The 11814-nt window shown below is 64.8% G+C and carries 8 protein-coding genes; 4 read left to right on the top strand and 4 right to left on the bottom strand.

Annotation, left to right across the window (positions count from 1 at the left end; genetic code table 11):
* Positions 1 to 29: 29 nt before the first annotated feature.
* The gene (gene pcp, locus HNP00_RS02860) at positions 30 to 695 is read left to right on the top strand and encodes a pyroglutamyl-peptidase I (RefSeq protein WP_184735743.1); all 666 of its coding nucleotides are present in this window, start codon (positions 30 to 32) and stop codon (positions 693 to 695) included.
* Between the two features lie 28 nt (positions 696 to 723).
* Here the strand turns inward: pcp and HNP00_RS02855 are convergent, their stop codons facing one another.
* On the bottom strand, positions 724 to 1374 hold the full coding sequence (locus HNP00_RS02855; RefSeq protein WP_184735741.1) for an SIMPL domain-containing protein: 651 nt from the start codon (positions 1372 to 1374) through the stop codon (positions 724 to 726).
* A complete protein-coding gene (locus HNP00_RS02850) occupies positions 1371 to 1817 on the bottom strand; it encodes a hypothetical protein (protein ID WP_184735738.1) in 447 nt (148 codons plus the stop codon). Before HNP00_RS02850 ends, HNP00_RS02855 begins: the two co-directional genes overlap by 4 nt.
* Positions 1818 to 2001: 184 nt before the next feature.
* Here HNP00_RS02850 and pheS point away from each other — a divergent pair, with 184 nt between their 5' ends.
* The 3 genes from pheS to HNP00_RS02835 all read left to right on the top strand — a co-directional run bounded on the left by pheS (position 2002) and on the right by HNP00_RS02835 (position 6307).
* Positions 2002 to 3063, top strand: a complete 1062-nt coding sequence (gene pheS / locus HNP00_RS02845; RefSeq protein WP_184735736.1) for a phenylalanine--tRNA ligase subunit alpha — start codon at positions 2002 to 2004, stop codon at positions 3061 to 3063.
* A 2-nt stretch (positions 3064 to 3065) separates the two neighbouring features.
* Complete coding sequence (gene pheT, locus HNP00_RS02840; protein ID WP_184735733.1) at positions 3066 to 5615, top strand: phenylalanine--tRNA ligase subunit beta; 2550 nt, start codon at positions 3066 to 3068, stop codon at positions 5613 to 5615.
* A gap of 80 nt (positions 5616 to 5695) precedes the next feature.
* Positions 5696 to 6307 carry a 4'-phosphopantetheinyl transferase superfamily protein gene (locus HNP00_RS02835; protein WP_184735731.1) on the top strand — a complete coding sequence of 204 codons (612 nt, stop codon included), beginning with the start codon at positions 5696 to 5698 and terminating at the stop codon, positions 6305 to 6307.
* Here HNP00_RS02835 and HNP00_RS02830 read toward each other — a convergent pair.
* Positions 6304 to 7701, bottom strand: a complete 1398-nt coding sequence (locus tag HNP00_RS02830; protein WP_184735729.1) for a M1 family metallopeptidase — start codon at positions 7699 to 7701, stop codon at positions 6304 to 6306. The genes HNP00_RS02835 and HNP00_RS02830 overlap by 4 nt on opposite strands.
* 81 nt (positions 7702 to 7782) lie before the next feature.
* Complete coding sequence (locus HNP00_RS02825) at positions 7783 to 11715, bottom strand: Pls/PosA family non-ribosomal peptide synthetase (RefSeq protein WP_184735727.1); 3933 nt, start codon at positions 11713 to 11715, stop codon at positions 7783 to 7785.
* Positions 11716 to 11814 lie beyond the last annotated feature (99 nt).

The following is an 11814-nucleotide window of genomic DNA, read 5'->3' as shown; positions in this document are numbered from 1 at the left end:
GCGGGGACGGCTGTTGCTAGGGTGGATCCATGATTCTGCTGACAGGATTCGAGCCTTTTGGCGGCGACTCGAGCAACCCCTCGTGGGCTGCAGTCCTGGTAGCGCAGGAAGTCCTGCGCGCTGAAGGACATGAGGTGGAGGCGCTTGAGCTACCGTGCGTTTTCGGTGAGTCCGCTGCGGTCCTCCGCGAGGCCGTGGGGCGGCTGCGTCCTGAACTGGTCATCTGTGCGGGTCTCGCCGCTGGACGGGACCGGCTCTCCCTGGAGCGCGTGGCCATCAACGTCGATGACGCCAGGATTCCGGACAATGCAGGAAACCAGCCCATCGACGAACCTGTCATTCCGGCAGGTCCTGCAGCGTACTTCAGTACCCTGCCGGTGAAGTCCGCGCTTCGAGCGTTGCAGATCGCCGGAATCCGCGCGGAAGTCTCGCAGACAGCCGGGACGTATGTCTGCAACCACGTGTTCTATGCCCTGATGCACGAACTCTCAAATGCCGAAGGTGCGGCCGGTGCGCGGGGCGGCTTCATCCACGTTCCCTACGACGAAGCCCACCTCCCGCAGGGGAGTGCCGCGCCGGCCGTGGCGGCGCGGGCGATGTCGGTCCGGGACATGGGCGAGGGGATCGCCGTCGTCGTGCGCACTGCCCTCGCGACTTCTGTGGACGCGAAGCTGTCCGCAGGAGCCGTTCACTAGGCTGGCGCCGCCAGCAAAGAATGCTGGATCAGCCAGCGCCGAACTCCGCAGACTCCAGCTCCCATTGCACCGCCACGTTCGCCGAAACTGCCACGGATCCTGCCTCGATGGCCACACCCTGGGTGGCAAAGGCGCGCTTCATGTCGCCCATCATCGGCACGGGCGATCCGTGTTCCGGCCGCTGATCGATAGACAGTACTTGTCCCAGCCGCGCGCCGGCGAGTGCGGCAAACCGGGCGGCTTTCGCCTCGGCCTCCCGCCACGCGGCCTCCTGTGCCAGCGCTGCAACGGCGGAGGAATCCGTGAATCCTTGTTCGATCCCATTGATGCGGAGGCTGTCGCCACCCGCGGCGACTGCAGCGGATATGGCTGCGGGGGCCGCTGAAGGCGGGCTGACCCGGGCAACCAAGGTGGTTGATGCAACATACCCAGTGACCTTTTGCCCTTGGTTTTCGGCCCAGACGAGCTCTGCCCGCAGATTGAGGCCGCTGGTCCGCAGGTCACGCTCCGCTACCCCGTTCCCGCGCAGCGCGCCCGTCACCGCGGAGGCGACCTCTCCGGCGTCGTCATAGGCCGCTCCGGCGGCATCGCGCCTGACCTCGACGGCGAGCGTCAGCGTGAGAAGATCGGGAACGGCTTCAGCTGTTCCCTCCCCGGTGACAGTGATGGTGCGGGTCATTGTTGTGCCTCGTTTCGCTGGTGCGTTGGGCGGACTGGAATCTGTTTGCCGGGGTAGCCACCCGCAGCCAATCCGGCCTGCCTCTCGAAGAAGTTCCGGGTGCCGGGGTTGCCCGTCCGGAGGAGGGACCAGATTGCGCAGAGCAGATACAACGGCAGGAATGGCAACCCCAGGCAATAGGCGTACTGCGTGCTGTGCCGCTCTTCGTGACCCAGCAGAACAGGGTCCGTTCCCGCGCTCGCCGACCCCGCGCGGAACAAGACCACATTGCCCACGGTGAATGCCGCTGCCTTGGGCAGGGTCCAGCCGTAGCCGCTGGCGATGATGAGTCCCCTCGGTCCGCGGGTCCGCGGCGCGTTGGCGGCGCGGGCAATCATCACGCCCGGAAGGGTGGAGAGGTTCAAGGCGTTGGCGATCTGGCGAAGCCGCTCACCGGGTGTCATGAGGCCATGCTAGCCCCGGGCGGCGATGAAACGATGAGACGGGGTCACGGGTTAAATCCCAGCCGAAGCCTTCAACTAGACTGGGGGTTAGTGCCCGCCGGACGCGTCTGGCGAGCACTGCTCCTGCCTTTGCCATGGCCCCGCCTGGTGAAGACCATTTCCGACTCGTAGCTAAGAACAGTAGATGACTGACACTTTGCCGGGCGCTGCCATCCCGAACCCTCTGGATGAAGCTGCCATCACCGCTGCCGTTGAGGAAGCAGTTTCCGCGATTGCCGCTGCATCCTCCCTCGAAGAACTCAAAGCCGTCCGCCTGGCGCACACCGGCGAGAAGTCACCTTTGAGCCTTGCCAACCGTGAAATCGGGGGCCTGGCCAAGGAACAGAAGGCCGCTGCAGGCAAGCTCATGGGTTCTTCCCGTGGCCGCGTCAACCAGGCGCTCGCAGCACGGACCACCGTGCTCGAAGCCGAAAACGACGCCCGTATCCTCGTGGAGGAAACAGTGGACGTCACGGCAGCGCCGCGGCGACGCCGCGCCGGTGCGCGCCACCCGTTGTCCACGCTGCAGGACCGAGTGGCGGACATTTTCGTCGGCATGGGCTGGGAAATCGCCGAGGGCCCGGAGGTCGAATCCGAGTGGTTCAACTTTGACGCCCTCAACTTCAAGCCGGACCACCCGGCCCGCGAAATGCAGGACACCTTCTTCGTGGAACCTCCCGAGGCGCACCTGCTCATGCGCACGCACACCTCCCCGGTGCAGGTCCGGTCCATGCTGGAACGCGAAGTGCCAATTTACGTGCTGTGCCCCGGCAAGGTGTTCCGCACCGATGAACTCGATGCCACCCACACGCCCGTGTTCCACCAGTTCGAAGGCCTGGCCATCGACAAGAAGCTGAGCATGGCGGACCTCCGCGGCACCTTGGAGCACTTCGCCCGGCAGATGTTCGGCGACGAGGCACAGATCCGCCTGCGTCCCAACTACTTCCCGTTCACCGAGCCTTCAGCGGAGCTGGACATTTGGCACCCCGGTGCCAAGGGCGGCCCCCGCTGGATCGAATGGGGCGGCTGCGGCATGGTCAATCCCAACGTCCTGCGCGCTGCCGGCATCGACCCGGACGAGTATTCAGGTTTCGCCTTCGGCATGGGCATCGAGCGCACGCTCATGTTCCGCAACGAGGTCGGCGATATGCGCGACATGATCGAAGGCGATGTACGTTTCAGCGAGCACTTCGGGATGGAGATCTAACAGTGCGTATCCCACTTTCATGGCTGCGTGAATTCGCGCAGGTTCCGGCCGACGCCACGGCCGAAGACGTCATGGCGGAGCTCGTCAAGGTCGGTTTTGAAGAAGAAGCCGTCCACCGCCCCACGGACGAACTCAAGGGTCCCATTGTGGTGGGCCAGGTCCTGAGCCTGGTCAAGGAACCGCAGAGCAACGGCAAGACCATTAACTGGTGCCAGGTCCGCGTGGTCCCCGAAGGGCAGGAGCAGACCCTCACCGGCAAGGGCATCGACCCCTCCGGCGTGCAGGGCATCATTTGCGGTGCCCACAACTTTGTCGAGGGAGACAAGGTAGTTGTGACCCTCCCGGGCGCCGTGCTCCCGGGTGAGTTCCACATTTCCGCGCGCAAGACTTACGGGCACCTGTCCGCAGGCATGATCGCCTCCGTACGTGAACTCGGCATTGGCGAGGACCACGACGGCATCTTGGTGCTCTCCCGCATCGGCCTGGATCCCGAAATCGGCACTGACGCCATGACGCTGCTGGGTCTCTACGACGAAGCCGCGGAAATCAACGTCACTCCGGACCGCGGCTATGCGTTCTCGATTCGTGGCGTCGCCCGCGAATATGCCCATGCCACCGGGACCGTCTTCACGGACCCGGCCGCCAAGGTCGCCGCTCCGGCTTCCCTGCAGGGCGGCTACGGCGTCAAGCTCAACGACGATGCTCCCATCTACGGCAAGCCTGGTTGCGACCGCTTCGTGGCCCGCACGGTCCGTGGCGTGGACGCCACCCGTCCCACGCCGCCATGGATGGTTTCACGGCTGCGTTTGGCCGGGATCCGCTCCATTTCGCTGCCGGTGGACATCTCCAACTACGTGATGCTCGAACTCGGCCAGCCGAACCACTGCTATGACCTCGACAAGCTCTCGGGCGACATCGTGGTCCGCCGCGCCGTGGCAGGGGAGAGGATCACCACCCTTGATGATAAAGTGCGTGTGCTCGACGTCGAAGACCTCCTGATAACGGACGACTCCGGGGCAATCGGCATCGCCGGCGTCATGGGCGGGGCCAACACCGAGGTCTCCGATTCGACCACCAACATCCTGGTCGAGGCCGCACACTTCGACGAGGTTTCGATTGCACGGTCCCGTCGCCGGCACAAGCTGCCGTCAGAGGCTTCCAAGCGCTTTGAGCGTGGCGTCGATTGGCAGGTTGCCAATATCGCCGCCCAGCGCGTCGTTGACCTGCTGGTTGAATTGGCGGGCGGGACTGCTGACGAAGCCGGTACCGACGTCGGGACTGCTCCGGACGCCGTGACGATCGATCTGCCGGCGGGCTACGCGGCCTCCCGGATCGGCATCGACTTCACGGAAGAACAGATCACCGGCTCCCTGAAGGACCTGGGCGCCATTGTTCTCAAGGACGATGCGAACGGCTCCTACTCAGTCACCGCTCCGAGCTGGCGCAATGACCTGGAAACCAAGGAAGACCTCTCCGAGGAAATCGCGAGGCTGGTTGGCTACGATAACATCCCGGCCACCTTGCCTGTGGCCCCTCCCGGCCGCGGCTTGACCCGGACCCAGCAGCAGAAACGCCGCGTGGTCCAGGCCTTGGCGGACGCTGGGCTGACAGAGGTCCTCTCGTACCCGTTCGTCTCCAAGTCTGCCAATGACACCTTTGGCGTGGCCGAGGAAGGCGGGGCGCGCACCGGCCTGAAACTGGCCAACCCGATCAGCGAAGAACACGGCTACCTGCGTACCTCCGTGCTTCCAGGCTTGATCGAGGTGGCCCGCCGCAACCACTCCCGCGGGTTCCGCGATCTTGCCCTCTTCGAGGCCGGCTCGGTGTTCCTTCCCGACGGGCAGCTGGGCACGGCGTCCATTCCGCCGTTGGGCGTCAAGCCTTCCGACGAGGTGCTTGATGGACTGTACGACGGCGTCCCGGACCAGCCGCTGCACATCGCCGCTGTTTTGACCGGCCATGATTCCCCGGCTGCCGCGGCCCACACGCCGCGTGCCTGGGATTGGGCGGACGCCCTCGATGTGGCCCGGCTCATCGGCGACGTCCTTGGCGTGGAGCTCGTGGTCAGCCAAGGCAGCCACCAAGCGTTCCATCCGGGCCGTGCCGCCCAATTGGCGCTCCGCTCCGGCGACATCGTGGGCTACGCCGGCGAACTGCACCCGAAGCTCCTTGCTGCCCACGACATGCCAGCCCGCTCCGTCGCGCTCGAGCTGAACGCGGACGCGATCTTCGAGGTCGCCCCCGATGTGATTGTTGCCAAGCACATTTCCGGATTCCCCGTGGCCACGCAGGACGTCGCCCTTGTGGTGCCGCGGGACATTCCAGCGGACGCCGTCTTGGCCGCCCTCCGGGAAGGCGCAGGCGAACTGCTTGAGGACGTCGCATTGTTCGATGTCTACGCTGGCCAAGGCATCGAAGACGGCAAGAAGTCGCTTGCTTTCGGGTTGCGATTCCGCGCCACGGACCGCACGCTGACGGCCGATGAGGCATCGGAGGCCCGTGAGGCCGCCGTCGCCGTCGCCGCAGAACGGTTCGGAGCAGTCCAGCGCTGACCCGCATCAACACCGGGATCGAGGGGCTGGATGTCCGCATCCAGCCCCTCGATACTGCCGATTCCGCCGCTATCGAGCAGATGGCGGCGGAATTGTTGTCTCCGGCCGAGATCCTTCGCGGAAACGCCATGGCCCCGGTCCTGCGCTCGAAGTTCTTGGCATCCAGGGTGGCTCAGCAGAACATTGCCGCCAACCTACTGGGTGTTCCGGCCTCGAAGCTCCAGGCGGCCTATGAGTGCCCGGAATGCGGTGCCGGGCCGGACATTGCGCATGGCCGGCCCGGATACCTGTTCGACGACGGTCCCGCGCCGCTGGTGCTGAGCGCCTCGCGAGCGTCGGGCTGGGTGCTGTTTGCCACCGTCGTGCACCCGGAACCCGGGCTTCGGCTGGGAGTCGATCTGGAAAATGCGGTTGGTACGGAATTCGCAGGCTTCGACGACGTCGCCCTGACCGCAGGTGAGCACCGCCATCTCAACGCGATGGAACCCGGGGACCAAGCGCAAGAGCGCACACGATTGTGGGCGCGAAAGGAAGCCTGGTTGAAGATGACAGGCGAAGGACTCAGGGTGGACCCGAACTCCCTCGACGTGTTGGAAAGGCCAGGGCTATGGGATCTCAAGCTCCCGTACAATGCTGATGGCCAGGAGCTTCCGGCCGGACTGGTTGCCGCAGTCGCGATAACACCGTCTTAGCTGAACCCCTTGGATGAGCCGAAAGCGGGGAGTCTTGCCCGGTAGAGCCAGGGCTCCAGCACACTGGCGGCGTCGAGCCCCGGAACGTAGGCGTCGGCCGTGGCGATGAATTCCGCCGTGGACACCGAGCCGTGGCGCATGGTCTCCGTCCAGTGCCGCAGCAAACCGAAGAACGCTGTGTCACCGCACGCAAGACGGATGGCGTGGAGAGCCAGCGCCCCACGCTTATAGACGCGGTCATCGAACATTCGCTCCGGCCCGGGGTCGCCGATCACCAGATCCTGGGCGCCGGCGTCGAGCTTGCGCCACGCGGCCCTCGTTCGGTTGGCGAGGGACATGACGCCGGCCTCCTCGGACCAGATCCATTCCGCATAACAGGCGAAGCCCTCGTGCAGCCAGATATCCCGCCAACTGCTCGCAGTGAGCGAGTTGCCGAACCATTGGTGTGACAGCTCGTGGGCGATCAGGCGCTGCGCCTCCCACGATTGCTCCATGTGGTTCCGGCCGAAGATGGAAAGCGTCTGTGCTTCAAGGGGGATTTCGAGTTCATCGTCGGTGACCACGGCCGTGTATTCCGCAAAAGGGTACGGACCGAAACAGTCCACAAAGGTTCGCATCATGTCGGTTTGCCGTGCCAGGCCTTCCCGGGCCTCTGCCAACAAGCTGGGGGAGACGGCAACAAACTGGGGCACTGGAGTGTGCCGCGGGCCTTCGGCATGGTGGGCCGTCCCGGCGTCCGACCGGTTGGGGGAGGGGTTCAGCTGGTGGAGCCGATAACGGCCGATCTGAACCGTGGCGAGGTAGCTCGCCATCGGCTCGCTTTGTTCATATACCCAGGTCTCACGGCTTGATTTCCGGCTGTGTGAGACGAGGCGGCCGTTGCATATGGCGCGGTAGTTGTCGTCGGTCGTGATACTGATCAAGTAGCTGGATTTGTGCCGCGGGTGGTCCTTGCACGGGAACCAGGAAGCGGCGCCGTTCGGCTGGCCCGCAACCAGCACGCCGTCGTCGAGCTCCTCCCAACCGACTTCGCCCCATAGGCCGCGGCGCGGCTTCGGATTGCCGTCGTAGCGGAGCTCGACAGTGAACGACTTGCCAGCCCGCAGCCGGTCCTTGACGGAGATCACGAGGTGCTCGCCGCGGGGGCTGAACTTCGGTACCTTCTTGCCGTCGACCAGGATCTTGGAAGCCTTCAATCCCACCAGATCGAGGACCACGGAATCTGTGTCTTCGAGCGCCATGCAACGAAGCATCGCGCGGCCGTTGAGTCTATTGCTGCCCAGGCTGTAGTCCAAGTCCAGTTCATACCGCAACACCTCGAATGCCGTACTCCCGTGGTGCAGGGTGTAGGGATCGGCGGCAGTTCTGATCGTTCCCGGTTCGCTGCGGCTCATGTGCGCTGGCTGCCTCCGTGTAGCTTGCTGTGCTGCTGTCGTCATCGGCTGGTTTCCCACCGGTCCTCTTGCCAATCTACGCTACGGCCCGGACCAGGGGCTGACGGGGTTGCCCATCCAGTATGTGCCCGCAGGAACAGTTTCACCCCGCATGACGAGCGACGCCGGCCCTACGGTTCCGCCCGCCCCGATGCTGGCGCGAGGCAGGATGACGCCGTGCGGGCCCATCGTGGCACCGTCCCCGAGAACCACGGTGTCGATGCTCATGATGCGGTCGTGGAAGAGGTGGGTCTGGACCACGCAGCCACGGTTGACCGTGGAGCTTTCGCCGAGCGTGACAAGGTCGGCTTCGGGCAACCAGTAGCTTTCGCACCAAGTACCCCGGCCGATTTTCGCACCGAGTGCCCTGAGCCACCACACCAGAGCCGGCGTGCCGGATGCTGAACGCGCGAACCATGGGGCGCTCACCATCTCGATGAAGGTATCCACCACTTCATTCCGCCAAATGAACGAGCTCCACAGCGGATGCTCGCCCTCCCTGATGCGGCCCACCAAAATCCATTTTGCGGCGACCGAACTTGCCGCGGCCACGGCACCCGCGGCAAGGACCACGACGCCTCCCAGGACGGCCGCCAGCCAGTATGAGGATTCCGAGGCGATCCAGTCGAGGACCAGCATGGTCCCGACCGCGATCGCCACCGTCAGGATGACCGGCACCAAACGGCACAGTTCCCACAGGGCGCGCTTGGCCTTGAGGGCCAACGGCGGGTTGAAGGTGAGGCTCTGGTCGGCATTCACGGCGGTGCGGCGCAGCCTGACGGGCGGACTGCCCAGCCAAGAGGTGCCCGATTTTGCCTTGGCCGGCGTGGCAGACAGCACCGCGACCAGTGAATTCTTGGGTACGCTGCGGCCCGCGGCCGTCATGCCCGAATTGCCCAGGAAGGAGCGTTTGCCGATCTTGGCCGGCCCAATCTTCATCCAGCCCCCGCCAAGCTCGTAAGAGGCCACCATGGTGTCGTCCGCCAGGAACGCGCCTTCGCCGATGGTCGTCATGCGCGGCAGCAGAAGAACCGTGGAAGCCTCCACGTTGCGGCCTACTTTGGCACCCAGCAGGCGCAGCCACACGGGGGTGAAAAGGCTCGCGTAGATGGGGAAAAGCAGGTCCCGCGCCATGTCCAATACACGTTCAGTGGCCCAAACTTGCCAGCCAACGCGGCTGCGAACTCGGTAGTACCCCTCCTTGAGACCGATGCCCAGCATCCGGGTGGTCGCCAGGATCAGCAGGAGGTTGCACAGGAACCATGCAAGCGCAGCCAAAGGGATGGCAGGCAAGAGTTCCGGGAAGGCATCTTGCAGGGAACTCCTGCCTTGGATGAAGGCCAGGACCACGCAGGCGCCGGCGAATGCCGAGACGTAGGGTATCAAGGCCAGCAGCGCCGAAGCCGTTGCGAACGCCGCGAACCAGAGCCGGCCGATCAGATGGTGGGACGACGGGGTCTCCGGCCATTCATTCTTGGCTTTGCCACGCCGTTCGGCAGGGGAGCCAGCAACAAGGTGCCCGGCCTTGACCTTGCCCAAAACTGCTGAGCCGGGTTCTACACGCGCGCCTGCGCCGATGCTGGTTCCGGGCATAAGGGTGCTTCGGGAGCCCACTGTGGCGCCGGCACCCACATGGATGGCGCCGATGTGGACGTAGTCACCGTCGATCCACCAAGCGGAGAGATCCACCTCGGGTTCGATGTTGCATCCGCTGCCCAGGGAAAGCAGTCCGGTGACCGGAGGCAAGGAATGCAAATGGACGTTGTTCCCGATCTTCGCACCCAGCGCCCTCGCGTAGTAGGGAACCCACGGCGCGCTGGCGAGGCTGATGGCGCCCGAGAGGTCCTGGATCTGTTCAGCAAGCCACAGCTTCAAATGAACTTTGCCCGAGCGGGGGTAGGTTCCGGCCTGGACCCCACGCAAGAGGGTTCGCGCAGCCAGAATCGAAATCGCCATGCGGCCCGGCGGACTGACGAACACCAGCCAGGAAGCCAAAATCCACCACCAGGACACCACGGGTGCTGCAGAAAATCCGGCGAAGTCCGCCAGCAAGTGGTTGGCAGCCATGAGGTAGGTGAGCCAACGCATGCCCACCAGGATGTTGAGGAAAAGGCCCATCAAGGTCTGGAAGATCTGCGATTTCCGGGAGGTCGGGCGAACCGTGCGTTCGGCTGCGGGCCCCTGGATGCCGCCTTCCGGCAGCGACTGCCGCGCGGCATCGATCAGTGCGCCCACCCGGGGGGTCGCGTAGATCTCTGCGACCGTGATGGTGGGGTAGTGCACGCGCAGGGCCGAGACGAGCTGGGCCGCGGCGAGGGAGCCGCCACCGTAGGCGAAGAAGTCCGCGTCAAGCGACGTGACGCGGGAACCCAAGATGCTTTCCCATTGCTCAACCACCCACTGGGCGTCCTCGGGAAGGTTGAGCGGTGCCTTGTCCGCATCGGCTGCTCCGGCGCCCGCCAACGGCCAGGGCAGCGAATGCCGGTCCACTTTGCCGCTCGTCTTCGTCGGAAGGGAATCCACCACCGTCAGCAGTGGGATCAGCGCAGCGGGAAGGCTCTCGGTGAGCAACTCCCGGGAAGCCGCGAGGTCAATGTCCTCAGGTCCGGCAGGCGCCAGGTAGCCGACCAGTATCTGGTTCCCGGCCGCCGTCGTACGGACGGCCGCGGCGGCCCCGGCAACGCCCGGCAGGGCCTGCAGAGCGGCGTCGATCTCACCGAGTTCGATCCGCCGGCCACCCAGCTTGACTTGTTCGTCTGCTCGGCCCTGGAAAATGAGGCCGGCGTCCTCGTAGCGCACGAGGTCGCCGGAACGGTACGCCCGTTCCCATCCCAAGGACGGCATGGGTGCATATTTTTCAGAGTCTTTAGCAGGATCGAGGTAGCGCGCCAGCCCCACGCCGCCAATGATCAATTCGCCCGTCTCACCTTCGGCGACGGGAACTCCGGCGGGGTCGACAACAGCAAGGTCCCAGCCGTCCAGCGGCAAGCCGATCCGGACGGGACCGTTGCCATCGAGGGGAGCAGCGCAGGCCACGACGGTTGCTTCGGTGGGGCCATACGTGTTCCACACTTCGCGGCCGTCCACCGCGAGGCGCTCGGCGAGTTCGGGAGGGCAGGCTTCGCCGCCGAAAATGAGCAGTCGCACGTTCTCGAGGGCTTCCGCCGGCCACAGGGCCGCGAGCGTGGGAACGGTAGACACTACTGTGATGCCATGGTTGATAAGCCACGGGCCAAGGTCCATGCCTGAACGCACCAGGGCACGCGGAGCCGGGACCAGGCAGGCGCCGTGCCGCCACGCCAGCCACATCTCTTCGCATGAAGCGTCGAACGCCACGGAAAGACCGGCGAGAACGCGGTCCTGCGGCCCGACGGGATCCTCCTGGAGGAAGAGCCGGGCCTCGGCGTCAACAAACGCTGCGGACGATCGGTGCCGCACTGCTACACCCTTGGGCGTTCCGGTGGAGCCAGACGTGAAGATGACCCAGGAATCGTCATCCAGCCCTGGTCCACGCGGGGCTGGGTGCGGTGTTGGCCGCTCCCCGGTGACTTCGATCTTTCGGCCCTTTGCGATGACGGCAGACACTTTGGCCTCTGCGAAAACCAGCCGTGCCCGTTCCTCGGGATCATCAGCGTCAACTGGCACGTAGGCGGCAGAAATCGAGAGAATCGCCAGGATGGCAATGTAGAGATCGTTGGTGCCGGAGGGAATCCGGACGCCGATCTTGTCTCCGGGGCCAAGTCCCGCTGCGTTGAGCGTGGCAGCAAAACTGCGCACCTGCGCCATGAGTTCGGAGTAACTCAGCGACTTGCGCCCGTCATCGAGGGCAGAGGCTTCGGGAAACGACCGTGCCGTGTCATCGATGATTTCGATGAGCGTGCGCGCTGGCGGCGCGGCTGACGCACCTGGCAGCTGGGGCAGATGCACGGCTTGGAGTTCCAAGCGGTCCGCCGGAATTTCATGTTCCTGGGTCACGTTCGAAGTTTCGCGGATAGAGGTGAACAGAAAGTGTCAGCGGTCGTCTGGCCGTTGCTGTGGCTTAGCCCAATATTAACTGAAAAATCATTTTGCGGT

Source organism: Arthrobacter sp. AZCC_0090 (genome assembly GCF_014207375.1).
Classification (GTDB): domain Bacteria; phylum Actinomycetota; class Actinomycetes; order Actinomycetales; family Micrococcaceae; genus Arthrobacter.
This window is presented reverse-complemented; position numbering and strand designations above follow the sequence as displayed.

What these genes read in the sequence shown, in the direction of transcription:
- HNP00_RS02830 (WP_184735729.1), bottom strand. Translation starts at nt 7,701, where the DNA reads ATGAGCCGCAGCGAACCGGGAACGATCAGAACTGCCGCCGATCCCTAC.
- HNP00_RS02835 (WP_184735731.1), top strand. Translation starts at nt 5,696, where the DNA reads ATGGCGGCGGAATTGTTGTCTCCGGCCGAGATCCTTCGCGGAAACGCC.
- HNP00_RS02850 (WP_184735738.1), bottom strand. Translation starts at nt 1,817, where the DNA reads ATGACACCCGGTGAGCGGCTTCGCCAGATCGCCAACGCCTTGAACCTC.
- pcp (WP_184735743.1), top strand. Translation starts at nt 30, where the DNA reads ATGATTCTGCTGACAGGATTCGAGCCTTTTGGCGGCGACTCGAGCAAC.
- HNP00_RS02855 (WP_184735741.1), bottom strand. Translation starts at nt 1,374, where the DNA reads ATGACCCGCACCATCACTGTCACCGGGGAGGGAACAGCTGAAGCCGTT.
- pheS (WP_184735736.1), top strand. Translation starts at nt 2,002, where the DNA reads ATGACTGACACTTTGCCGGGCGCTGCCATCCCGAACCCTCTGGATGAA.